The 23,964-nt window shown below is 61.7% G+C and carries 25 protein-coding genes; 12 read left to right on the top strand and 13 right to left on the bottom strand.

Annotated features, from left to right (window positions below; all coding sequences use genetic code 11):
* The first annotated feature begins 439 nt into the window (after positions 1-439).
* Both amyA and EKL15_RS09745 read left to right on the top strand, forming a co-directional pair.
* Positions 440-1,930, top strand: coding sequence for an alpha-amylase (gene amyA, locus EKL15_RS09750; RefSeq protein WP_197757738.1), 1,491 nt, complete (start codon positions 440-442; stop codon positions 1,928-1,930).
* 120 nt (positions 1,931-2,050) lie between these two features.
* Positions 2,051-2,899, top strand: coding sequence for a PA4780 family RIO1-like protein kinase (locus tag EKL15_RS09745; protein WP_084826612.1), 849 nt, complete (start codon positions 2,051-2,053; stop codon positions 2,897-2,899).
* A gap of 9 nt (positions 2,900-2,908) precedes the next feature.
* Here EKL15_RS09745 and EKL15_RS09740 read toward each other — a convergent pair whose 3' ends face one another.
* On the bottom strand, positions 2,909-3,127 hold the full coding sequence (locus tag EKL15_RS09740) for a hypothetical protein (protein WP_038879994.1): 219 nt from the start codon (positions 3,125-3,127) through the stop codon (positions 2,909-2,911).
* 69 nt (positions 3,128-3,196) lie between these two features.
* Here EKL15_RS09740 and EKL15_RS09735 point away from each other — a divergent pair, with 69 nt between their 5' ends.
* Positions 3,197-4,024, top strand: coding sequence for an AraC family transcriptional regulator (locus EKL15_RS09735; protein WP_149572074.1), 828 nt, complete (start codon positions 3,197-3,199; stop codon positions 4,022-4,024).
* On the opposite strand, the gene EKL15_RS09730 is transcribed toward EKL15_RS09735, so the two are convergent.
* The 3 genes from EKL15_RS09730 to lsrG all read right to left on the bottom strand — a co-directional run bounded on the left by EKL15_RS09730 (position 4,000) and on the right by lsrG (position 5,960).
* Entirely contained in the window at positions 4,000-4,590 is a 591-nt protein-coding gene (locus EKL15_RS09730) for a LysE family translocator (protein WP_203089335.1), read from the bottom strand. The two genes, EKL15_RS09735 and EKL15_RS09730, sit on opposite strands and share 25 nt — an antisense overlap.
* A gap of 83 nt (positions 4,591-4,673) precedes the next feature.
* On the bottom strand, positions 4,674-5,579 hold the full coding sequence (locus EKL15_RS09725) for an EamA family transporter (RefSeq protein ID WP_070914049.1): 906 nt from the start codon (positions 5,577-5,579) through the stop codon (positions 4,674-4,676).
* Positions 5,580-5,666: 87 nt separating this feature from the next.
* Complete coding sequence (gene lsrG / locus EKL15_RS09720) at positions 5,667-5,960, bottom strand: (4S)-4-hydroxy-5-phosphonooxypentane-2,3-dione isomerase (protein ID WP_043146917.1); 294 nt, start codon at positions 5,958-5,960, stop codon at positions 5,667-5,669.
* 192 nt (positions 5,961-6,152) lie between these two features.
* On the opposite strand from lsrG, the gene lsrK reads away from it, so the two are divergent.
* The 7 genes from lsrK (at position 6,153) to EKL15_RS09685 (ending at position 12,194) form a co-directional block, all read left to right on the top strand.
* Positions 6,153-7,718: an autoinducer-2 kinase gene (lsrK, locus tag EKL15_RS09715; RefSeq protein ID WP_060421069.1), complete on the top strand. Its 1,566-nt coding sequence runs from the start codon at positions 6,153-6,155 to the stop codon at positions 7,716-7,718.
* Positions 7,719-7,939: 221 nt separating this feature from the next.
* Entirely contained in the window at positions 7,940-9,124 is a 1,185-nt protein-coding gene (locus EKL15_RS09710; RefSeq protein WP_048233016.1) for an MFS transporter, read from the top strand.
* A gap of 59 nt (positions 9,125-9,183) precedes the next feature.
* A complete protein-coding gene (locus EKL15_RS09705) occupies positions 9,184-10,077 on the top strand; it encodes a LysR family transcriptional regulator (protein WP_060421066.1) in 894 nt (297 codons plus the stop codon).
* A 53-nt stretch (positions 10,078-10,130) separates the two neighbouring features.
* Positions 10,131-10,592 carry a GNAT family N-acetyltransferase gene (locus tag EKL15_RS09700; protein ID WP_060421064.1) on the top strand — a complete coding sequence of 154 codons (462 nt, stop codon included), beginning with the start codon at positions 10,131-10,133 and terminating at the stop codon, positions 10,590-10,592.
* Positions 10,593-10,646: 54 nt separating this feature from the next.
* On the top strand, positions 10,647-10,988 hold the full coding sequence (gene yajD, locus EKL15_RS09695; RefSeq protein WP_016928619.1) for an HNH nuclease YajD: 342 nt from the start codon (positions 10,647-10,649) through the stop codon (positions 10,986-10,988).
* A 271-nt stretch (positions 10,989-11,259) separates the two neighbouring features.
* Positions 11,260-11,895 carry an AAA family ATPase gene (locus EKL15_RS09690; RefSeq protein ID WP_038879975.1) on the top strand — a complete coding sequence of 212 codons (636 nt, stop codon included), beginning with the start codon at positions 11,260-11,262 and terminating at the stop codon, positions 11,893-11,895.
* A complete protein-coding gene (locus EKL15_RS09685) occupies positions 11,892-12,194 on the top strand; it encodes a hypothetical protein (RefSeq protein WP_049201052.1) in 303 nt (100 codons plus the stop codon). The genes EKL15_RS09690 and EKL15_RS09685 overlap by 4 nt, the downstream gene beginning before the upstream one ends.
* A 50-nt stretch (positions 12,195-12,244) precedes the next feature.
* On the opposite strand, the gene EKL15_RS09680 is transcribed toward EKL15_RS09685, so the two are convergent.
* Complete coding sequence (locus EKL15_RS09680; protein ID WP_203089333.1) at positions 12,245-13,000, bottom strand: CDP-diacylglycerol diphosphatase; 756 nt, start codon at positions 12,998-13,000, stop codon at positions 12,245-12,247.
* A gap of 236 nt (positions 13,001-13,236) precedes the next feature.
* On the opposite strand from EKL15_RS09680, the gene EKL15_RS09675 reads away from it, so the two are divergent.
* Positions 13,237-14,037, top strand: coding sequence for an alpha/beta fold hydrolase (locus EKL15_RS09675; protein WP_203089422.1), 801 nt, complete (start codon positions 13,237-13,239; stop codon positions 14,035-14,037).
* A gap of 28 nt (positions 14,038-14,065) precedes the next feature.
* Here EKL15_RS09675 and EKL15_RS09670 read toward each other — a convergent pair whose 3' ends face one another.
* The 5 genes from EKL15_RS09670 to EKL15_RS09650 form a co-directional block, all read right to left on the bottom strand.
* A complete protein-coding gene (locus tag EKL15_RS09670) occupies positions 14,066-14,791 on the bottom strand; it encodes a substrate-binding domain-containing protein (RefSeq protein ID WP_100396129.1) in 726 nt (241 codons plus the stop codon).
* Positions 14,784-15,563: an ABC transporter ATP-binding protein gene (locus EKL15_RS09665; RefSeq protein ID WP_147839593.1), complete on the bottom strand. Its 780-nt coding sequence runs from the start codon at positions 15,561-15,563 to the stop codon at positions 14,784-14,786. The genes EKL15_RS09670 and EKL15_RS09665 overlap by 8 nt, the downstream gene beginning before the upstream one ends.
* Positions 15,556-16,557: an iron ABC transporter permease gene (locus EKL15_RS09660; RefSeq protein WP_049201062.1), complete on the bottom strand. Its 1,002-nt coding sequence runs from the start codon at positions 16,555-16,557 to the stop codon at positions 15,556-15,558. Before EKL15_RS09660 ends, EKL15_RS09665 begins: the two co-directional genes overlap by 8 nt.
* The gene (locus EKL15_RS09655; RefSeq protein WP_060440455.1) at positions 16,554-17,603 is read right to left on the bottom strand and encodes an ABC transporter substrate-binding protein; all 1,050 of its coding nucleotides are present in this window, start codon (positions 17,601-17,603) and stop codon (positions 16,554-16,556) included. The genes EKL15_RS09660 and EKL15_RS09655 overlap by 4 nt, the downstream gene beginning before the upstream one ends.
* Positions 17,604-17,789: 186 nt before the next feature.
* Complete coding sequence (locus EKL15_RS09650; RefSeq protein WP_060421050.1) at positions 17,790-18,182, bottom strand: hypothetical protein; 393 nt, start codon at positions 18,180-18,182, stop codon at positions 17,790-17,792.
* A gap of 354 nt (positions 18,183-18,536) precedes the next feature.
* On the opposite strand from EKL15_RS09650, the gene EKL15_RS09645 reads away from it, so the two are divergent.
* Positions 18,537-19,565: a methyltransferase gene (locus tag EKL15_RS09645; protein WP_141958419.1), complete on the top strand. Its 1,029-nt coding sequence runs from the start codon at positions 18,537-18,539 to the stop codon at positions 19,563-19,565.
* Here EKL15_RS09645 and EKL15_RS09640 read toward each other — a convergent pair.
* From EKL15_RS09640 to EKL15_RS09630, 3 genes are all read right to left on the bottom strand, one after another.
* Positions 19,562-20,485, bottom strand: coding sequence for a hypothetical protein (locus EKL15_RS09640; RefSeq protein ID WP_060558889.1), 924 nt, complete (start codon positions 20,483-20,485; stop codon positions 19,562-19,564). The two genes, EKL15_RS09645 and EKL15_RS09640, sit on opposite strands and share 4 nt — an antisense overlap.
* 71 nt (positions 20,486-20,556) lie before the next feature.
* Positions 20,557-22,854, bottom strand: coding sequence for a beta-glucosidase BglX (bglX, locus tag EKL15_RS09635; RefSeq protein ID WP_060440457.1), 2,298 nt, complete (start codon positions 22,852-22,854; stop codon positions 20,557-20,559).
* Positions 22,855-22,966: 112 nt separating this feature from the next.
* The gene (locus EKL15_RS09630) at positions 22,967-23,887 is read right to left on the bottom strand and encodes a LysR substrate-binding domain-containing protein (protein WP_141958415.1); all 921 of its coding nucleotides are present in this window, start codon (positions 23,885-23,887) and stop codon (positions 22,967-22,969) included.
* Positions 23,888-23,964 lie beyond the last annotated feature (77 nt).

Genomic DNA, 23,964 nt, shown 5'->3' with positions numbered 1-23,964 from the left:
GTTGGATGGATTATTTGTTGATAGTGTTACCTAATTTCGAACATAACGATAACGCATAAACAATCGCGAATGAATAACCAACGGGGCACCTGAATATGTCAAAATATTTCACCACCAAGAATTTAAAACTAATAAATAAATAATTTAAAAAATTAAAACCCAATCTAATATTTTAAATTAAAATAAAAAACAAATTAAAATGAACACAAAAACAGCAAAATTTTAAATAGCAAAGAATAAAACAAATATCTATTTGAAAAATAAAATATAAAAATTAAAATGTGAAAACTTGATATCGACAACTTAACCGCTATCTGGTCAACGTCGGTTACATATTTACGCCTGCCTTCGCGCGCCTCCCTGCGCCATTGTCCCTTTTGCCAAAAGTAGCCCATGCTTTAACTGCTCCTCTCCTTCTGACTAACCGGGACGCTGGCTCATGACGAAAAAAACCACCCTGCTGCAATTCTTCCACTGGTACTACCCCGACGGCGGCAAACTGTGGCAGGAGGCCGCCGAGCGCGCCCCGCACCTGGCCGAACTGGGCATTACCGACCTGTGGCTGCCGCCTGCCTACAAGGGCGCTTCCGGCGGCTACTCCGTCGGCTACGATACTTACGATCTGTTCGATCTCGGCGAATTTGACCAGAAAGGCAGCGTGGCCACCAAATACGGCGACAAGGCGGCGCTCGAACACGCCGCCACTACGCTGCGCGAACACGGCGTGGGGGTACTCTACGACGTGGTGTTCAACCACAAGCTTGGCGCGGACGAGAAAGAACAGGTACACGTGTTCAAGGTGGACGCCAACAACCGCAACGACATCGACGACCAGGGCTTCGACGCGCTGGCCTACACCCGCTTCACCTTTCCCGGCCGCCAGGGCGTGCATTCCGAGTTTATCTGGGATTACACATGCTTCAGCGGCGTCGATTACGTTGAGCAGCCGGACGACAAAGGGGTGTTCAAAATCGCCAACGACTATGGCGACGACGGCTGGAACGATCAGGTCGACGACGAAAAAGGCAACTACGACTATCTGATGGGGGCCGACGTGGAGTTCCGCAATACCGCCGTGACGGAGGAGCTCAAATACTGGGCGCGCTGGCTGTTGGAAAGCCTGCCGTGCGACGGCTTCCGCCTGGACGCCGCCAAACACATTCCCGCCTGGTTCTTCAAAGAGTGGGCGGATCACGTGCGCGGCAGCGCACAGCGCGACCTGTTTATCGTCGCCGAATACTGGTCGCACGATCTGAGTGCGCTGCAACAATACATCGAGCTGGTGGACGGCAAGGTGATGCTGTTCGACGTGGCGCTGCACCTGAAGTTTCATCAGGCGTCGAAACAGGGCGACGGCTTCGACATGGCGCAGATCTTCACCGATACCCTGACCGCCGCCGATCCGGCCCACGCGGTGACGCTGGTCGCCAACCACGACACCCAACCGTTGCAATCGCTGGAAGCACCGGTGGAACCCTGGTTCAAACCGCTGGCCTACGCGCTGATCCTGCTGCGCGAACAGGGCGTGCCCTGCGTGTTTTACCCCGACCTGTATGGTGCCAGCTACCGCGACAAGGGACGCGACGGCGGCGAGTACCAGATTGACATGCCGGCGATCCCGGAGCTGGAGAAGCTGATCGCCGCCCGCCAGCGTTTCGCCAACGGCCCGCAAACCGACTACTTCGACGACAGCCACTGCGTGGCCTTCAGCCGCGCCGGCACCGCCGAGGCCCCCGGCTGCGTGGTGGTGCTGACCAACGGCGGCGAGAGCGGCAAGACCGTCGCGCTGGGCGCCGATTTGGCGCACACCGCCTGGCGCGATTTCCTCGGCAACCGTCAGGAGGAGATCACCACCGACGACCAGGGCAGCGCCCATTTCCCGGTCAACGCCGGCAGCGTCAGCGTCTGGGTGCCGGCCGCCAGCCTGTGAGCGCCCGCCGCCGCGTAATGATGACGCGGCGGCAAAACTAATGTTTGCCTTTCGGGTCTAACTTACGCTATCAACTGCGCAAGCCATTCACACCGGAGCCTAAATAGGGTACAAGGCTGCATGAAAATTCCAAAACGACTCCAGCCGCTGGTTGATGACGGGTTAATCGACGACGTCATCCGCCGGTTGAAAAGCGGCAAAGAAGCCGACGTGTTTATCGTGCGCTGCGGCGATGAGATCCGCTGCGCCAAAGTGTACAAAGAGGCCGAGAAGCGCAACTTCAAGCAGGCCGTTCACTATCAGGAAGGGCGCAAGGTGCGCAACAGCCGCGACGCGCGCGCCATGAGCAAAGGCTCCAAATTTGGCCGCCAGCAGCAGGAAGAAGCCTGGCAAAACACCGAAGTGGACGCGCTGTATCTGCTGGCCAAGGCCGGGGTGCGGGTGCCGCAGCCGGACATCTGCCTGGACGGCGTGCTGCTGATGGAGCTGATCACCGACGAAGAAGGCCTGGTGGCGCCACGCCTGAGCGATGTCATCCTGACGCCGGAACAGGCGCGCGCCGATCACGCCCTGATGATGAACTACGCGGTGCGCATGCTGTGCGCCGGGCTGGTGCACGGTGACCTGTCGGAATTCAACGTGCTGATGGATAAAGACGGGCCAGTGATCATCGATCTGCCGCAGGTGGTGGACGCCGCCGCCAACAACCACGCCAAAAGCATGTTCGAGCGCGATATCGGCAATCTGGCCGAGTATTACGGCCAGTTCGCGCCGGAGCTGCGCGACAGCCAATACGCCAAAGAGATTTGGGCGCTGTATCAGGAAGGCAACCTGACGCCGGACAGCGTCCTCAGCGGCCGGTTCAGCGAAATCCTGAAACACGCCGACGTCGGCTCGGTGCTGGAAGAGATCCAGGCCGCCGGCGAGGAACATCAACGCCGCATGATGGCGCGCAACGCGGAAGAGTAACGCGCCGCGCTATTCGACGCGAAACACGTCCGGCCGCTGCGGCGTCGCCGCCTCGTGATAGATATCCCCCAGATAGCCGGCGATCTCCTCTTCGCGCAGGTCGGCCGGCAGCACGATATCGTAGCTGGGGGCATATTTGCGCTCCGGCAGCGTCACGCGGAACAGCCGCCATTCGTCCCCGATGCGCTTCACGCCCAGCAGACGGCCGAACACGTTAAAAATCATCATCCGCCATTCCCCCCCTCGTCGCTTTCAGGCTATAACACTGTGATGCCGCCGCAGTGAAAAGGAAAGCGTATGAGTGAAAAAACGCCGCAGTTCTGGCGCGATCCGCAGTTGCCGTTCGTCGAAGCCCGCGCCATCGCGGATGGCCGCCAGGTGTGCTACAGCCTGCACAGCCACGAATTCTTTTCCATCGGCGCCATCACCGGCGGCGTCAGCACCTATGTCAACGGCGAGCGGCGCATGCAGGTCAGCGCCGGCGATCTGGTTGTCATCAACCCGCAGCAGGCGCATGCCTGCAACCCCATCGCCGATCGCCGTTGGTCGTACATCATGTTCTATCTCGATCTCGCCTGGCTCGGCGCGCTGCAGCAGGAGCTGCTCGGCGGCGACGGTGACCGTTTTGTTCCGTTCAGCCAGCCGCTCAGCCGCGATCCGGCGCTGTTCCACGGCCTGAACCGGCTTTATGCGCTGCTGACGGATCCGCTGTGCTGCGCGCTGGAAAAACAGATCGCCATGGTGGAGTATTTCAGCGCCCTGCAGCTCGGGCTGGGCGCTGTCCGCCAGCCGGAGACACCGGCGCATACCCGACTGGAAGCGGCGGCGGCGTTTATCGACGCGCACTGCACCCGGCCGCTGACGCTGGACGACATTTGCCGCGCCGCCGCGCTGTCCCCTTCTTACCTGATCCGCGCCTTCCGCCAGCGCTACGGCATGACGCCGCACGCCTATCTGGTCAACCGCCGCGTGCAGCACGGCCATCGGCTATTGAAGAGCGGCCTGCCGATCGCTGCGGCCGCCAGCGAAAGCGGCTTTGCCGATCAGGCGCACTTCCAGCGCACCTTCAAGCAGCTGCTGGCCGCCACGCCGGGGCAGTATCAAAAACCCTCCGCCAGCAGATAGCAGGCGCTGGCCGCCAACAGCAGCGCCATCGCGCGGTTGAAACGCCGCACGTTGCGCGCCTGTCTGAGCAGGCCGCGCAGCATCGCGCCGATATAGGCCCAGCAGGCCACCGAGGCATAGCAAATCACGAAGTAGAGCCCGGCGAACTGCCACAGCAGCCGGATGTCGCCGTCGCCGACAAAGGCGCCGAGGCTGGCCACCGACGCCAGCCACGCCTTGGGATTCAGCCATTGCATCAGTGCGCCGTACCAACAGGAAGGCGCCCGCGCCGCGCCGTTGCCCAATCTGCCGTCGTCAAACGCCAGCCGGTAGGCCATAAACAGCAGGAAGGCCACGCCGGCCCACTGAATCAAGCGGGTCAGCGCCGGCCACAGGGTCAGCAGCTGGTGCATGCCCAATCCCAGCAGCACCAGCAACAGGGTAAACCCCAGCGTGGCGCCGAACACGTGACGCTGGGTCGCGCCAAAGCCGAATTGCGCCCCGGCGCTCAAGGCGACGATGTTGACCGGGCCGGGGGTGATGGAGGCCGCCAGCGCAAACGCGGCCATGGAAAGGTAGATATTCATGATGGGCACCTGAGAAAGTATTCACAGGCGCCAGAATGCCGACCGCCGCCGACAACGTATTGAACAGAATTGCCCTGTTCGGTTTAACGCGCGATCGCCGCCCGGCGGCGCGGCAGCCCGAAGGTGTTGACCGCCATGCCGGCCAGCACCAGCAATGCGCCGCCGAACTGCGCCGGCGACAGCGCTTCGTCCAGCAGCAGCCAGGCGGCGAACAGCCCGACCAGCGGCACCAGCAGCGTCAGCGGCGCAACCCGCCAGGTTTCATAGCGCCCCAGCAGGCTGCCCCACACCGAATAACCGAACAGCGTGGCGGCGAACGCCAGATAGGCAACCGCCAGCCAGGTGCCGACCTGCACATGGCTCAGGCTGCTCAGCACCGCCTCAGAGCCGTCGAACAGCCAGCTGCAGGCCAGGAACGGCACGACCGGGATCGGCGCGCTCCACACCACCAGCGATAAAATATTACGCTGCGGGAAACCGGCCAGGATCTTCTTGTTGGTCAGGTTGCCCAGCGCCCAGGAAAACGCCGCCGCCAGCGTCAGCAGCAGGCCCGCCAGGGGGACCGCGCCGCTGCCCGGCTTATGCAGGCTGGCCTGCGCCAGCACCAGCATGCCGCCGCTGGCGATAGCGATGCCGACAAAATGGTTAACGCGCAGCTTTTCGCCCATCAGCACGACACCCAACAGCAGGGTGAAGAACACCTGCGCCTGCAGCACCAGCGAAGCCAGCCCCGCCGGCATCCCCACCTTGATGGCGACGAACAGAAACGCAAACTGCGCGAAGCTCATGGTCATGCCGTACAGCAGCAGCCATTTCCACGGGATCGTCGGGCGCGGGATAAAGAAGATCGCCGGCAACGCCACCAGCAAGAAACGCATTCCGGCCAGCAGAAACGGCGGCATGCCCTGTAAACCGAACTTGATCACGACGAAATTCACGCCCCAGATCACCACCACCAACAGCGCCAACAGCCGATCGCGCAATGTCATCCTCGCCCCGCTTATCCCATTGAAAATTCGCTTTAGCTTGCAGGTTACAACCAAACCGGGCGCATGGACACCGGCAAACGCCGGCGATTACTCAGGCATCAGGCCGATAAAGGTGGTCTTCTTGCGCGGGCCGGTCATCAGCGCTTCCAGCTTCTCCACGCACTGCAGGTAGTGCGGGGTCTGCTTGTGCGCCGCCACCGCCTGCTCGTCGCGATAGGCTTCGTAGATGTAAAATCGCGTCGGAATCTGTTCGTCCTGCAGCACGTCGAAGCGCAGGTTGCCCGGCTCTTCGATTGCCCCCCGATGATTGGCGCGGAAAACATCGATAAATTCGTCGATTTTGTCTTGTTTAACGTTGATCTCAACCAATGTGACGTGCATGGCAACTCCTTGTTTAAACGGCGTACCGCAAAATGACTCTTTCCAACCATAGGTTTATTCCCGTCGATTGCCCGCCGCAACGGCAATTTTGCCGCCTGGCTCACAAATCGCAGCGGCGACGTCCACTCCTCCCCCGGCGGGGTAAGGCGGCGGCATCTATAGTTAACACTCCTCCCCCTGAGAGCATAGGCTATGGACAACTACTTGATGGCGCTGGACGCAGGAACGGGCAGCATTCGCGCGGTGATCTTCGATGTGGCGGGCAACCAGATCGCGCATGGCCAGGCGGAGTGGCAACATCTGGCGGTGCCGGGCGTGCCCGGCTCGATGGAGTTCGACCTCAGCCGCAACTGGCAGCTGGCCTGCCAGTGCATTCGCCAGGCCTTGCAGCGCGCCGGGCTGACGGCGCAGGCGATACGCGCGGTGGCCTGCTGCTCGATGCGTGAAGGCATCGTGCTGTACGACCGCAACGGCGTGCCGATCTGGGCCTGCGCCAACGTCGATGCGCGCGCCAGCCGCGAAGTCAGCGAGCTGAAAGAGCTGCACAACCACGGCTTCGAACGCGAAGTGTATCAATACTCCGGCCAGACGCTGGCGCTGAGCGCCATGCCGCGCCTGCTGTGGCTGGCGCACCATCGGCCGGACATCTACCGCCAAGCGGCGACGCTGACCATGATCAGCGACTGGCTGGCCAACATGCTGAGCGGCGAGCTGGCGGTCGATCCTTCCAACGCCGGCACCACCGGCATGCTGGATCTGACCAGCCGCGACTGGCGCCCGGCGCTGCTCGACATGGCCGGGCTGCGCGCCGATATTCTGTCGCCGGTGAAAGAGACCGGCAGCGTGCTGGGGCGCGTCACCGAACAGGCGGCGCAGGAGAGCGGGCTGCTGCGCGGCACCCCGGTGGTGATGGGCGGCGGCGACGTGCAGCTCGGCAGCCTGGGGCTCGGCATCGTGCGCGCCGGGCAGACGGCGGTGCTCGGCGGCACCTTCTGGCAGCAGATCGTCAATCTGCCGGAGCCGGCCATCGATCCGGAGATGAACATCCGCATCAACCCCCACGTCATTCCCGGCATGGCGCAGGCGGAATCCATCAGCTTCTTTACCGGCCTGACCATGCGCTGGTTCCGCGACGCCTTCTGCGCGGAGGAAAAATTGCTGGCGGAGCGGCTGGGGGTCGATGCCTACAGCCTGCTGGAAGAGATGGCGGCCAGGGTGCCGCCGGGCGCCTACGGCGTGATGCCGATCTTTTCCGACGCCATGCATTTCAAAACCTGGTACCACGCGGCGCCGTCGTTCATCAATATGTCGATTGACCCGGAGCGCTGCAACAAACAGACGCTGTTCCGCGCGCTGGAGGAGAACGCCGCCATCGTCTCCGCCTGCAACCTGGAGCAGATCGCCGCCTTCTCCGGCGTGCAGGCGCGCTCGCTGGTGTTCGCCGGCGGCGGGGCCAAGGGCAAGCTGTGGAGCCAGATCCTCAGCGACGTCACCGGGTTGACGGTGCGGGTGCCGGTGGTGAAAGAGGCCACCGCGCTGGGCTGCGCGATCGCCGCCGGCGTCGGCGCCGGGCTGTACGAGTCGCTGGCCGAAACCGGCGAGCGCCTGGTGCGTTGGGAGCGCGAGCATCAGCCGGACATGACCCACCACGCGCTGTATCAGGAACAGAAAGAAACCTGGCGGCAGGTTTACGCCGATCAGCTGACGCTGGTGGATAACGGCCTGACCACTTCGCTGTGGAAAGCGCCGGGGCTGTAAACGCCACGCGGCATTCGGTCATAACCTTATGCCGTTTTATTCCTTTCCCCTCAGCGCGGCGCAAGCCGCGTTTTCACTCGCCGCCGGCGATTGTTTCCCCTCAGAAACAGTGTAACCACCGCAAACGGATTTATCCGCGGCTTCGGCCTGCCGTAGATTGTGACTTCGGTCACACCGCGCCCCGAGCGCGGCCTGCGCATTCACCCAAGACGAGCGGCATTATGCTGAATAATAAAGATAAACCTGCATCATCCCCGTGGCCGGCGATCTTCTCGCTGACGGTCGCCTGTTTTGTCATGGTCACCACCGAGTTTCTGCCAATCGGCCTGCTGACCAACATCGCCCCTTCGCTCGGCGTCAGCACCGGCACCGCCGGGCTGATGGTCACCATGCCCGGCATCGTGGCGGCGGTGGCCGCCCCCGCATTAAGCCTGATTTCCGGCCGCCTGGACCGGCGTTTACTGATGCTGGGGCTGTCGCTGCTGCTGATCGTCTCCAACCTGGTGGCGGCGCTGGCCGTCAACTTCCCGATGATGCTGCTGGGCCGCGTGCTGCTGGGCATCTGCGTCGGCGGCTTCTGGTCGTTCGCCGCCAACTACGGCCGCCATCTGGTGCCGGAAGCCAGCCAGGGCCGCGCCACCGCGCTGATCCTCAGCGGCATCTCGGTCGGTGCGGTGTGCGGCGTGCCGGCGGGGGCGCTGATCGGCGATCTGTTCGGCTGGCGCGCCGCCTTCTTCGGCGGTGCGGCATTGGCGGTCGGCGTACTGCTGGCGCAGCTGCGTTTGCTGACCTCGGTGCCGCCTTCCCGGCCGGTCACGCCGCGCGATCTGGTGCTGCCGCTGCGCCTGCCGATGGCGCGCATCGGCCTGATCGCCATCGTGCTGTTGTTCATCGGCCACTTCGCCGCCTACACCTATCTGCGGCCCCTGCTGCAACAGGTGTTCGTCCTCAGCCCGTCGGCAATCTCGCTGCAGCTGTTGGCCTATGGCGCCATCGGCCTGCTGGGCACCTTCCTCGGCGAGCGTCTGGGGGAATACAGCCTGCGCGCCACCTTCATCCTGATCGCCGCCATGCTGGCAGCCATCCTCATCGTCTCGCCGCTGCTCAGCGGCCTTGGCGGCGCCACGCTGATGGTGATGGTCTGGGGACTGGCCTTCGGCGCGGTGCCGGTATGCGCCACCAACTGGATGTTCGCCGCGGTGCCGCAGGCGCCGGAAGCCGGCCAGGCGCTGCTGGTATGCGTGGTGCAGATCGCGCTGGCCTCCGGCGCACTGCTGGGCGGCGAGGTGGTGGACTGGCAGGGCGTCAGCAGCGCCATGCTGTTCGGCGGCGCACTGATCCTCTCCGCCGCGTTGGTGTTCGGCCTCAGCTTGCGCTCCGGCGTGATAGGCGCTAAACAGTGTTAATCCTTATTTATCCGCAGAAACGCGCCCCGGCCGCCGCCGGGGCGTTGCGCTGAGAGCCTATGGACCATCATCTACTCGCCATCCGGGTGTTTAACCGCGTGGTGGAAACCGGCGGCTTTACCCGCGCCGCCGATTCGCTGGGCATGCCGAAAGCCACGGTGACCAAGCTGATCCAGAGCCTGGAAGATCACCTGCAGACCAAGCTGTTTCAGCGCACCACCCGCAGCGTGTCGGTCACCCGCGAAGGCGAATGCTATTACCAGAATACGGTGAAATGGCTAGCGGATTTGGAGCAGATGGAAGGCTGCCTGACCGAATCGCAAAGCTCTCCGCAAGGCGTGCTGCGCATCGACACCGGCGGCGGCACCGCGCGCCGGCTGCTGTTGCCCGCCCTGCCCGATTTTCTGGCGCGCTACCCGCAGATACAGATCGATCTGAGCGTCGGCGACCGCGTTATCGATCTCATTAGCGACAGCACCGACTGCGTGATCCGCAGCGGCCCGCTGGCCGATTCCAGCCTGATCGCCCGCCGCCTGTTCGATCTGGACTGGGTGAGCTGCGCCACCCCGGCCTACCTGGCGCGCCACGGCACGCCGCGCCACCCGTGCGATCTGGAGCAGGGTTTCCCGATGGTGCACTATCGCCATCCGGTCAACGATCGCATCCATCCGCAACGCTATGTCGAGCGCGGCAAAGAGATCGCCATCCAGCAACGCTATCCGGTCAGCATCAACGAAGGCAACGCGCTGCTGGCGGCGAGCCTGGCCGGGTTGGGCATCATCCAGACCTATCGCTTTATGGCGCAGCCGCACCTCGACAGCAGTGAACTGGTCAGCCTGCTGCACGACTGGCAGCCGCCGCCGGAGCAGATGTACGTGGTCTACCCGTCCAACCGCCACCTCAGCGGCAAGCTGCGGGCGTTTATCGACTGGGCGGTGGAGACGTTTCATTAACCGCTCTCGCCGGCTATAGTGGCTTATCTTCCGGGCAACGAAATGGTCGCACCGTGCGTATCGAACCTCTGCCGGCACATCGCCGGCGTATTGACGAACTGGCCGAGTTACTGCATCAGGAATGGGGCGCCTTTGCGCAATGGAGCAGCCGCGACACCATCAGCCAGCGTCTGGCCGAACGCTGCGCGCCCGGGCAGCGGGGCGTCGTGCTGTTGGCGCTGTCGCCGCAGCAACAGATTCTCGGTACCGCCAGCCTGACGTTGTATGAACTGGCGGATAAACCGGAGCGCCAATACTGGCTGAGCGAAGTCTTCACTCACCCGCAGCACCGCGGCCAAGGCATTGCCCGTCGCCTGATTGCACGCTGCGTCGAACACGGCCGGACCCAGGGCATAGACGAACTCTATTTGTACACGCCCGATCAGCAGGCGCTGTATCAGAAACTCGGCTGGCGCTCGCTGGAGCAACGCCAGATCGCCGGCGAAGCCGTCACGGTGATGAGCCGCACGTTGTAGCCGCACGCAGTGTGGTATTATTTGCCGCATAGTGATTCACGACGGACGACCACCATGGCCTATATCCCCAAAAACTATGCGAAGCTGGAAACCGGCTACCGCGAAAAAGCGCTGAAACTGTTCCCCTGGGTGTGCGGGCGCTGCTCGCGCGAATTCGTTTATTCCAACCTGCGCGAACTGACGGTGCACCACATCGATCACGATCACAGCAACAACCCCGAAGACGGCAGCAACTGGGAAATGCTGTGCCTGTATTGCCACGACCACGAGCACTCGAAATACACCGAAGCCGATCAATACGGTTCGACGGTGGTGGCCGGTGAAGACGCGCAGAAAGATGTCGGCGTCGCCACCCACAACCCGTTCGCCAACCTGAAGGCGATGATGAAGAAATAATGTCGACAACAGCTTAATGGGCCACTAACTTATTAAGCTGTTAAATTAACAAAACCCGCCTCCGCATCGCCACTTCCCAGAGAATTCCTACTTACCCATCCGGGCCCTCCAGCGCAAAATAAGCCGCACAGTTAACGACATACTGGCTTGGCAAGCCGCCGCAGTTGGTGCATATTGTTCGCGAGTTGTTCTTGTTAACCTGTTTGATTATCAACCTAATAAGCACATTAACTTAATAAGTTATCAGCTTAATAACTTGAGAGATGGCAGCATGATTGTCCTGATTGGCTCGCAAAAAGGCGGCGTCGGCAAATCGACGAAAGCGGTGAATATCGCCGGGTATCTGATTCTTAAGCAAGGCAAGACGGCGATCATCGTCGATGCCGACGACCAGAAATCGATCATGACCTGGTACAACGACCGCCAGAACGTCGAAGGGTTGCCGCACATTCCGGTGGTGGCCGCGTCGGGCAAAATCAAGGAAACGCTGCTGGAGCTGGATCGCCATTACGACTACGTGATCGTCGACACCGCCGGCCGCGACAGCGCCGAACTGCGCTCCGGTCTGCTGGCCGCCGATCTGTTCCTCTCGCCGCTGCGCCCTTCGCAGATGGATCTCGACACCGTCGGCTATCTGTCGGAGATGTTCTCCACCGCGCAGGAATACAACGAGAAGGTCAAAGGCTACATCGTGCTGAACATGTGCCCGACCAATATCTTCATCAATGAAGCCAACGAAGCGGCGCAGGTGCTGAGCGAATACCCGGAGTTCACGCTGGTGAGCCACCGCCTGTGCGACCGCAAGATTTACCGCGACGCCTGGGGCGAAGCCATCACCGTGCATGAGGCGAACAACGAAAAGGCGCAGAGCGAAATTGAATGCCTGGTGAAAGAGGTGATCCTGTGAAGAAGCGCACCCCCACCCACCGCATGTCGGAAGACGAATTCATCAACAGCGCCACCTCGCACACGCTGCCGGTCGCGGCGCCCGCGCCGGAAGCCAAACCGGCCGGCCGCAAGCGCACCTACAAGGCGATCTCCGTCAGCCTGACGGACAACCACATTGAAGCCATCGATGAGGTGATCGTACAGGCGGCGCGCAGCGGCATCGTGCGTATCACCCGCTCCGACATCATCAAGCTGGCCATCGACGGGCTGGCGGAGAAAAGCGAAGCGCAGCTGCTGGAACTGCTGAAGAAGCTTTGAACGCACTACAGCCGCCGGCTAACGCAGCAGCCGGCGGGTTGTCATCACCTTCAGTTCCCCGCCACCGCGCATTGGTAGTCCTGAATTTCGCCGGCTGAGCCCAGGTTCAGGTCGGTCAACTTCAAACGGTTCGCCAACAGCAGCATCTCGCCCTGTGGGCTGACCGCCAGCGCCAGGCCATAATTGCCGATGCTGTCGCCCTGCTCGACCACATAGTTCTGCAGTAACCGGAAAGGATCTTCCTGGGTTAAATCGGTGCCCGTCAATTTTCTGGCCAGATATTGGTGGCCGACCAATTTCACCGCCAGCGGGCGCCACTGTTGATCTAATTGTTCCGCCTGCTGCCCCAGCGCGTTATAGACATCCTGACGCAGGCAGGCAACGTGAATATGCAGCAGATTCTGAGAGCGGCCATATTTCGAATTGACCGCCAGAGAAAGCCACGCATCTTTTAACGGTTTACCCAGCTCGCCGGATATATGTTCCCGGTTATTCCAGGCCTGGGCGAAATAAGGCGGCGCGTGCTCCGTCTGCAATGCCGGGCTCTCGATGCCGCTGACTTTTTCGGTTGGCATCACCAGATCGTGATAGGGGCCTTTGCTGTCCTTAAACAGCACATAACCCTCGGTTAAATCAACCTTTAAGCAGGGCGCCGGATCGTTGTTCTGCTGCTGATTAGGCACGCACTGTTGGCTGACGATTTGCCACAGCGCATTCGGATTACCACGCCCGAAGAACCACCACAGCACCGCCGCCAGCAGCAAAATGACAAGCAAAATAATTAATAGTCTGAAAAGTCTTTTCATCGTGACTCCCTGTTTACCTATTCCATCTTGAAAGGAGCGCCAGCATAAACCAAGGCTCTTATCGTCACCAGAATATTATCCTTAGCGTCACCTTTCATTGACGTCTTGTTATCAAGAGAAATTAAAAATAAGGGTTTACCTAAGTAATTTAAGGTAAATTAATACCGCAGGTTGAATATGAGTGTGATATAAGCAGCCGGACTCTCTTTATATAAGGAACCGATAAGATGCCAACGATGGGCAAATCCCTGCATTATCTCGACGTGGGCTCAGGCTTTCCGTTGCTGCTGGGCCACAGCTATCTGTTCGATCTGAACATGTGGGCACCGCAGTTCGAAGCGCTGGCGAAACACTACCGCCTGATCGTGCCGGATCTCTGGGGCCACGGCGACTCACCGGCGCTGCCGGCCGGGCGAAACAGCCTGTCGGATATCGCCGCCGATCATTTGGCGCTGATGGATCATTTGGATATTGAAGAGTTCGGCATCGTCGGCCTGTCCGTCGGCGGCATGTGGGGCGCCGAACTGGCGGCGCTGGCGCCGGAGCGGGTCAAGGTGCTGGCGCTGCTGGACAGCTATCTGGGCGACGAAACGCCGGAGGCGCGGCAGCGCTATATGGGCATGCTGGCAGCCGTTGAACAGGCCGGCGCCATCACTTCACCGCTGCTGGAATACATCGCCGCGCAGTTTTATTCCGACGAAGTACCCGATGCGTTGTCGCAGCCATTGCTGGCCCATCTGCAGAGCCTGCCCGCCGATCGCCTGCGCGAGAGCATCGTCCCGCTGGGCCGGATGATCTTCGGTCGCCCCGACAAGCTGCCGCTGCTGAAAAACATCACCGCCGCCAGCATCGTCATCACCGGCGCGCAGGATAAACCGCGCCCGCCGGCGGAAGGCCAGCGCATGGCCGATCTTCTCGGCTGTCGTCACGTGCTGATCCCCAACGCCGGGCATATAAGCAACAAGGAAAACCCGGCGGCGGTCAACGAAACCCTGCTGGCGTTTCTGGCTGAAAACACCACCCCGCTGTTCTGGTAAGATTCCCCGGGCCGCCTGGCCCGGCGAGTCATTCCGCGCACCGCATAAATCCGTGTCGGCTCAGGATTTCCTGCCCTTGTTCGCTCAAGATAAATGCGGCCAACCGCTGTGCGCCGTCATCCAACAGGCATAAACCGTAATCCGCCTCAATGTCCAGCGGCGGCGCCAACGGCCGCACCGCCAACGTCGGGTAGGCGGCTAAAGCCGGAGCATAGCTGGCGTAGCCGAGAAAAATATCCGCCTGCCCGCCGCCTATCAGATATTCCGCCGCCAGCCGGCCCGCCGGTACCGGGGCGGAATCCATACCGCCAACCAACGGCAGCGCCCGGCGGCGCAACGCTTCCCCTTGCCCCGGCCAGTATTGCTCACAGCGTTCGAAAAGCTGCTGCGCATAATCGCCGGAAGGATCTGCCCCCGGTGTCGAGGTGGCAAGGCGCCAGTGCGGATCGAACAGCACCTCCGGCAGCGGACGCTCGGTTAATGCCGGCACGTTGCGAACCGTCACGCAGAGCCGATTGCGCGCAAAAATCTGCACCGCCCCCGCGATACCGAGATCCGCCAGCCTTTGCGGGTGCGCCAGGTTGGCCGAAGCGAACAGCTGTGGCCGCTCACCATTCTCTATCCGTTGGCGCAACAAACCCGCCGGGCCGAATTCCGCCGTGACTTTTTGCCCGGCGTGCCGCTGAAAAGCCGACAGCAGCGGCGCAAACGCCAGCCGCAGGCTGCCGGCGGCAAACAGCAGGATATCACTCATCATGTCGCTCCAGTTGGCTGCGATACAGCGGCACCAGCGTCGCGTAACGGCGGCCCGCCACCGTCAGCGGCACCCGTTCGATCGCCAGCTCGAACAGGGGTGACAAGGATTGCGCCGTTAACACCTCGCGGCAGGCCCCGAGCCGGCTGCGCCCTTCCTTGTCCAGCAGCAAAGCCCGATCGGCCACCGCGTGAGCCTGGTTGGGCTGATGCGTGGAGAACACCACCGCCAACCGCTGCTCCCGCGCCAGGCGGGCCATCAGGCTCAACACCCGATCCTGGTAATGCAGATCCAGCGCCGAAGTCGGTTCATCCAGAATCAACACCTCGCAGCGCATCGCCAACGCGCGGGCGATCATCACTAATTGACGTTGGCCGCCGGATAGGCTGCCAAACTCACGCTCTGCCAGGTGCTGCAAATCCAACGACTGCAACGCTTCTCTCGCCAGCCGATGGTCCTCGGCTGACGGTGAACGGAACAGGCCGACATGACGCGCCCGCCCCATCAATACGATATCCAGCACCCGATAGGCGAACGGCGGCGCAAAGTGCTGCGGGACAAAGCCCATCTCACCGTGGCGCTCAATCTCGCCGGATTGCGGCGTCAGGCTGCCTAACAACAGCTGCAGCAGCGTGCTCTTGCCACGCCCATTCGGGCCCAATACCGCCAGCACTTCGCCGCGCCGCAGCTGAATGTCCAGATGCTGGAACAGCGGTGCCCCGCCCGGCCAGGCGAAACTCACGCCGCTGGCGGCCAATAAGGTGTCAGTCATGCCAGCCTCTCACTTGCGCGCGGCGCAGCAGCAGCGCGAACAGCGGCGCGCCAATCAGCGCGGTCAGAATGCCCAGCGGGATTTCGCTGCTGCTCAGCGTGCGCGCCAAATCGTCAATCAACAGCATGTACAGAGCCCCCAGGCAAAGCGAAGCCGGCAGCAGGCGCCGGTGATCCGGCCCCACCAGCCGCCTCGCCACGTGCGGGATCACCAAGCCGACCCAGCCGATGCTGCCGCTGACCGCCACCTGGGCGGCCACGATGGCGGCGCACAGCGTCAAAATCAGCCAGCGGGTACGCTCAACGTTGATGCCTAATGCACCGGCATCCTCATCGCCCAACGACAGCAGATTGATGCGCCAGCGCAGCGCCAACAGCAAGCCGCCGGCCAACAGCAAAGGCACAAACAGCATCAGCAGCTTTTGCCGATCGGCGGTGGCAAAGCTGCCGAGCAGCCAAAACACGATGCTCGGCAGTTTCTCTTCGGTATCCGCCAGATATTGCATCAGGCTGACGCAGGCGGAGAAAAAGCCGCTGAGGATCACCCCCGCCAGTACCAAAGAGAGAATATTGCGCCGTGCAATGGCGCTGGTGAGAGTGAAAATCAGCAGCAGCGCCGCCATGCCGAAAACAAAAGCCGACAGCAGCAGCGCCGCCAACGGCAGGCTGAGCAGGATAGCCAGCGTGCCGCCAAACGCCGCGCCGGAAGACACGCCGATAATATGCGGATCGACCAGCGGGTTGCGAAAGACGCCTTGCAAAGCCGCGCCACACAGGGCCAGCGCCGCGCCGGCGCCCATCGCCAACAGCACTCGCGGCACGCGCACACCCAGGATCACCTGGCGTTGGATAGCATCGATGCCGGCATAATGTTGCCCGGTGAACGGCTCCAGCAAAATCATCAGGCTGTGCGTCATCGGCACCTGAAAGCGGCCAACGCCGAGCGAAAACAGCGCGCAGCACAGCGTCAACAACGCCAGCCAGCCCAGCCTCATTGCCCGCTCTGGCAGCAGGTGGCGCGGTAATAACGTTGATAGTAAGCGTCGACCCGCTGCTGCAGATTGATATCGGCAAAGCGCTGCGGGTAAAGTTTTTTCGCCATCCACAACTCACCCAGCGCCATCGCCTCCGGCATCGGATATCCCCAGGCCTTGGCGTACTCCGGCATCAGGTAGACCCGCTTATTCTTCACCGCGTCGATCGGCTGCCACTGCGGTGACGTCAGGATCTGTTTCACCACGTCCGGGTAGCGCTCCTGCACGAAAATCACCGCCGGATCCCACTTCAGGACATCCTCGATAGAAACCTGTTTAAACCCCTGAATTTCCTTCGCCGCCACGTTGAGCGCCCCGGCGTGCCGCATCATCAACCCGGTATACTTGCCGGCGCCGTAGGTGGTGAGATCGGGGTTGGCCATATACACCCGCACCCGCCGATCTTCCGGCAGATCGCGCAGCCGTTCGGCGACCAGCATGCGCTGCTGAATGACGTCCTTAATCAGGGCTTCGGCCTGAGGCTGACGCGACATCACTTCGCCGATCAGGCGAATGCCGTCCTGCAGCCCCAGCGTATAGGCCCGATCTTCATCGCTCAGCTGGGGGTTCATTTTGCCCGCCTGATCGGCTGCCTCGCGGCGCAGCGAGACCGCCACCACCGGAATACCCGCCCGTTCGATCTGCGCAATCATCTCCGGCGGCGCGTAATTGGCCACGAACACCACCTGCGGATGCAGGCCGAGCAGGCTCTCGATGTTCACCGAAGTCAGATCGCCCGGCATCGGCAGGGTTGCCAACGTCGGCGCCAGCCGCAGGTAGTTTGGCCCCAGCTGCTTTTTCCAACTGCTGAGCACGCCGACCACCTGCGGCATCGCATCAAGCTGCACCAACAGGTTCAGCGTCTGGTGTTGCAGCACCACCGCGCGGGTGATGCGATCGGGCAACGTCACCTGGCGGTTGAGTTGATCGGTGACCTGGCGATCCGCCTGGGCGGCGGTGGAAAACAAAACAAGCGCCAACAGCAGGCGCGGGAGAAAGTTAAACATGGCAGTGACCGGTTGATTATCGTTGTATAGCAAATAATATAGCGATGAGCATGGCGAAACAATCAGCGGGATCAAACCGGATGCGGGTACTCGGGAGGTAAAACGAGGCGTGAATGCGATCCTGGAAGCGGATCCGCCGGTGCGGCGACGGATCCCATCGGCCCTGTAAGGGCGCGTGAAGAAGACTTATTGACCGATAGACGTCAGACCCTGGCGGATCCCTTCGTCAGCCTGCTGGCACCATGTCTGCAGCCCCTGCGGCGCTTCTTTTTCCAACGCAACCACTTTGCCGTCGTCGTTCAGCACATTGCCTTCACGGCCCATCGCTTCGCGCTTGTCGCCATCGCGGGTGTCGACGCCGCCGGGAATAGCCGCCACGTAGGCCACCATTTTCTTGGCGTTGTCGATGCTGTCGGCTTTCAGGAAGCCTTTATCGACGCAGTAAGACATCAGCCCGGCGGTATTGCGCGTGATGTCATAAACGTTTTTCAATGCGGCAGGATCCATCCCTTCAGCGTTAGCGGTGTTGAACAGGCCCAGAGTCGCGGCAATCATGCCGGTCAGAATGCTTTTTTTCATTGTTAACTCGTTTTAATAATGAAATAGTTAAGTTTTAATTATTCACAAAAAGAATGCGAACACCGCTACGGTATAACGGCGGCCTAGATTAGCACAACCCTAACGCGTTAATAACTGTGATTAAGTTAACCCCCAATAAAATAAAAACGCACGATAGGGTAATGACCCTCGCCCGGTATCATTTTTTCATGCTCGATATTGGCCGCGCTCAATTCATATTAAAAATAATCTCACCCAGGAATTATTTGCAACGGAAGTGTTGGCCTGCGGTCAATCGTGCTCCCGCCCTTTGCTAAAATCATAGGCGTGACATAGCCTGTTAAGACGCGCCATGCCTAGTGGGAGGGGATTCACATGAACTATTCCGTCCGGCCGCCGCAATGCGACGACAAAACCATTCTCGATATCACGATGAATTTATATCTCTATCCGGCGGTGCTTATCGCGCATCGCCTGGGCATCTTTGAATTTATTGCTTTGCACCCCCGCAACCTGACCGATATATGCGCTCAGGCCAATGTGGAAAGACGCCCGGCGGAAACGTTGGTCATGGCGTTATTGGCATTGAAATTGATAGACAGAGACGGTGAAACATTCTCTCTCACGCCGGAAGCGGAAACCTTTTTGTTAAAAAACAACCCGCATTATTTCGGCTACTTCTGGGATTTGATGGTTGAAAATAGCGAAATTTTCTCGCTGAAAAACCTGGAAAGCGCCATCAGAAAAAATACCTCGCAGGTGTACGGCGAGCAGGAGCTGTTTGAAACCCATACGCTCGACGCCGACAGAATGCGGCGGTTTACCCACGCCATGCACAGCCTGAGCATGGGCTCGGCCAGCGTTTGGCCGGCGCTGTTGCCCCTCGGTGCCTGCCGCGCGGCGCTGGATATCGGCGGCGCCTCCGGCGCCCATGCCATCAGCCTGGCGGCCCACTGGCCGACGTTGACCTGCACCGTGTTCGATCTGCCGGAGGTGTGCCCGCTCGCCGCCGACTACGCGCGCCATTACGGTCTCAGCCAGCGCATCGGCACCCACAGCGGCGATATGTGGCGCGATCCCTACCCGGCGGCGGATCTGCACCTGTACTCCAATATTTTCCACGACTGGCCGATGGACAAGAACCGCTTCCTGGCGCAAAAGAGCTATGCGGCCCTCCCGCCCGGGGGCAGGATCGTGATCCACGAAGTGCTGTACAACGATGACGGCGACGGGCCGCCTGCCGCCGCGGGGTACAGCCTGATGATGATGGGATGGACGCAGGGCCGCCAATACTCCGGCAGGGAAATCGGCGACCTGCTGCGCGACGTCGGCTTCGGGCCTGCTCAGGTGTTGCCGTCGCTCGGCTATTTCAGCATCGTGACGGCGCAAAAGCCCCAGGCTTAGCGGTTCACCGAGCGCGCCATGCGGCTGTAGGTGTGGCGCACGCCGCGAATCGCCACGCTGTAAGCGAAGATGTTTTCCGGCAGCGCCAGCCCCAGATAGCCGGTATCGCCGATATGGTGCAGGTCCGCCCCGGCCATTTTGCTCATCAGCGCAATCTGCCGCACGGTCTGCACGTCGGCGCCCTCTTGCGAGGTGCCGATCGCCGTCATCGCCAGCGCGCCCTGCCGCTGGGCAAAGGCGATCAGCGCCGCCACTTTCTCCTGCGACATGCCGGGAATGGTGCCCGGCGCCGGCAACAGCACGATGTCCGCACCGTTCTCCACGAACAGCGCGATATCCTGCTCACCGATCAGCTGGCTGCCGCTTTCGCGCACGATACCGGCCCCGTGCATCTTGCCGGTCACCAGCACCATCTCGTCGCCCACTTCATCGCGAATCGCTTTCAGCGCGGCGGCGATCGCCTGATTGCTGACGCCGTTGTTCGGGTTGCCGGTCAGCACCAGCATACGCGCGCCGAGCTGATACAGCTTGCGGGCATTCTCGGCGGTGGCGGCACGCCCCGCCGTCATCTGCCAGAAATCGTTATGTTCGGTGGCGAAGGCCGGATCGACGGCCTCCAGGTTCACGCCGATCACCCGCCCGGTCAAGCGCTGCAGCGTGCGCAGCGCCTCCTGCGGCGGCACGTCGGCGGGCAGGCCCGCGATGTGCGGACGGTCGACGTCGAACAGGTTCAGCAGCAGCAGGTCGGCGCCCTGGCTGGCCGCCAGCTCGGCGTTGGTGACGTTATTGAGCAGCGGCTGAGTGACCGCGATGGTTTCGCTGACCAAAATGCGCCCTTCGCTGGCGCGGATGGCATAGAGCAGGTCGGCTTTGCCGATATCGGCCAGATCGCTGGCGCTGCAGTCCAGATAGCGTTTCATGAGGCAAGCTCCGATGACGTTAGCGGGAATGGATGCCCCCTCGCTCAGCGCGGCGAACGAGGGGGACAGGGTTACTTCAGCGTAAAACTTTGCGCCTGCACGTTGTCGGAGTCTAGGCCGACGAACACGTTGAATTTGCCCGGCTCCGCCCCCCATTTCAGGCTGGCGTTGTAGAACTTCAGATCGTCTTCGCTAATCGGCAGCTCAACCTGCTGCGACTGGCCGGCCTTCAGCGTCACTTTCTTGAAGTTGCGCAGCTCTTTTACCGGCCGGCTGACCGAGGCGGTCACGTCCTGCAGATACAGCTGCACCACCGTGGCACCGTCGTACTTGCCGGTATTTTTCAGCGTGACGCTGGCGGTTAGCTTGCCGTTGCGCGCCATCGTCGGGCTGGACAGTTTCAGATCCGACAGGCTGAAGGTGGTGTAGCTCAGGCCGTAACCGAACGGATACAGCGGGCCGTTCGGCGAATCGAAGTAGCGCGAGGTGTACTTGCCCGGATTCTCCTTGCCGAACGGGCGGCCGGTGTTCAGGTGGTTGTAGTACATCGGGATCTGGCCGACCGAGCGCGGGAAGGTCATCGGCAGCTTGCCCGACGGGTTGTAGTCGCCGAACAGCACGTCCGCCACCGCGTTGCCGCCCTCGGTGCCGCTGTACCAGGTTTCCAGCATCGCGTCCGCCTGCTCGCTCTCCCAGCTCAGCGCCAGCGGCCGGCCGTTCATCAGCACCAGCACCAGCGGCTTGCCGGTGGCTTTCAGCGCGGCGATCAGATCGCGCTGGCTCTGCGGGATGGTGATATCGGCGCGGCTGGAGGCCTCATGCGCCATACCCTGCGATTCTCCCACCACCGCCACGACCACGTCGGCCTTGTTCGCCGCCTGTACCGCTTCGTCGATCATCTGCTGCGGCGAACGGGTATCGAACGCCACCGCCGGCTCATACTCGTTCAGGTAGTCGATGATGCCCTTATCCTGCGTGACGTTGGCGCCCTTGGCGTAAAGAATGCGCGCCTTGTCGCCCACCGCCTGCTCCAGCCCTTCACGCAGGGTCACCGACTGCTTGACCACTCCGGCGGCCGACCAGCTGCCCATCACGTCGCGCTGGCTGTCGGCCATCGGCCCGACCAGCGCGATGGTCGCCTGCTTGCTCAGCGGCAGCGTCTGCTTATCGTTCTTCAGCAACACCATCGTTTTGCGTGCCACCACCCGCGCCTCGGCGCGGTGCAGACGGCTTTCGGCGTTGGTGTCCTGCGGGTCGGAACCCGCCGGGCCCAGATGCACATACGGATCGGTGAACAGCCCCATGTCGTACTTGGTGTTCAGCACGTCGCGGCAGGCGCGATCGATATCGCTTTCAGGCACCAGCCCGTCTTTCACCAGACCCGGCAGGTATTTGTCGTAAAACTCGTCGCTCATGCTCATGTCGACGCCGGAGGTGATTGCCAGGCGTACCGCGTCGCGCGCGTCGGCGGCCACGCCGTGTTTAATCAGCTCTTTAATTGCGCCATGGTCGCTGATTGTGATGCCTTTAAAGCCCCACTGGTCGCGCAGCAGGTCTTTCAGCAGCCACGGGTTGGCGGTGGCCGGCACGCCGTTCACCGAGTTAAGCGACACCATCACCCCGCCGCTGCCGGCATCCACCGCCGCTTTGTAAGGCGGCAGATAGTCCTGATACATGCGCAGCGGGCTCATGTCGACGGTGTTGTAATCGCGGCCGCCTTCGACGGCGCCGTACAACGCAAAGTGCTTAACGCTGGCCATCACCGAACCGGGCTTGGCCGGGTCGCCGTTTTGATAACCGTCGACCATCACTTTGGCGATTTTCGACACCAGCCAGGTGTCTTCGCCGAAGCCTTCGGAGACCCGGCCCCAGCGCGGATCGCGGGTGATATCGACCATCGGCGCGAAGGTCATGTTCAGACCGTCATCGCTGGCCTCCTGCGCCGCCACGCGGGCGCTGAGCGCAATGGCTTCCAGATCGAAGCTGGCCGCCAGCCCCAGGCTGATCGGGAACACGGTGCGCTGGCCGTGCACCACGTCATAGGCGAAGAACAACGGAATTTTGAGGCGACTGAGCTGCATCGCCTGATCCTGCATCACCCGAATGTCCGGGCGGGTGACGGTATTGAAGATGGCGCCGATCTGCCCTTTGCGGATGCCCTCGCGGATCGCTTCTTTCGGGTTATCCGGCCCGACGCTGATCAGCCGCAGCTGGCCGATCTTCTCTTCCAGCGTCATCTGCTTCATCAAATGGGACACGAAGGCGTCGCGCTGCTGGGCGTGAATGCCCTGCGTTATCGGCGTTTCCTGCGCAAAAGCCGGGCTGAGGGCCAGACCGGACAACATACTCACCACACAAAGCCATTTCATCTTGTTTTATCTCAGGCGTGTTTCCGCAGCCAAAGCCGCGGGGTTTAATCGGAGTGAAGAAACAGTTTGCCACACTCTGTTTCATCGCCAAGGGAATTCGCATCGGTAATGTTTACAAAGCATTACAGGTTATCGGCAGGTAATTCTGCAGCCGGGCGCGGCTGTCGGCGGCCTCCGCCGTCAGAAAATCGATCAGCGGCGCCAACGCCGGCGGCGGCGCCCCGCGTTCAGGATAGACCAGATAATAGGCCGCGCCGCTGCTGACGCAGAGCGGGAACGGCGTGACGACGCGCCGCGCCTGAATATCCTCCTCCAGCAGACACAGATCGCCGATGGCGATGCCGAACCCCTGCAGCGCGGCGCTCATCGCCAGATCGAGAGTATCGAAATGCTGAGCCTTGCCGGACGGCAGCGCATCGGCCCCCGCCGCCTTCAGCCAGCGCAGCCAGTCGCGCCGATCGCGCGTCGGGTGCAGCAGGGTTTTGTCCGTCAAATCCGCCAGCCGGGGCGCCGGCGGCAGAAACGTCGGCGTGCAGACCGGCGTGAGGATTTCGTCGAACAGCAGGTGCGCGGCCAGCTTTTTACCCGGCGGCCGGCCGAATACCACCGCGGCGTCAAACTGCTCGGTGCTGAAATCCAGGCCGTGCGACACCGAGGCGGTCAGCTCGATATGCATGTCCGGCCGTTCATTCTGCAGGCGAATCACGCGCGGCAGCACCCAGCGCATCGCGCAGGTCGGGCATTTGATGCGCAGCGCCCCGGGCGGGGCGGCGGCCCGCGTCAGCGCCTCGTCCAGCTGCCCCAGCGCCTGCTGCACCGGCGCCAGCAGTTGCACGCCCTGCGGCGTCAGCGCCAAACCGCGCGCCTGGCGGCTGAACAGCGGATAACCCAGGCGCTGCTCCAGCCCGAGAATTTGCCGGCTGACCGCCCCCTGCGTCAGGTGCAGCTCCCGGGCGGCATGGGTAAAGTTGAGGCGTTGCGCCACCACCACGAAGGTTTTCAACACGTCGAGCGACGGCAGGGATATCGGCATAGCGGGCCTCGAGTAGGTATGATCGTAGTGCATGGCAAGTATGACAAACTTTCCCTTGTCCGCCTACGCCGGCTGAT

The sequence above is a fragment of the Serratia sp. 4542 genome (assembly GCF_016805595.1).
Taxonomy (GTDB): domain Bacteria; phylum Pseudomonadota; class Gammaproteobacteria; order Enterobacterales; family Enterobacteriaceae; genus Serratia; species Serratia nevei.
This window is presented reverse-complemented; position numbering and strand designations above follow the sequence as displayed.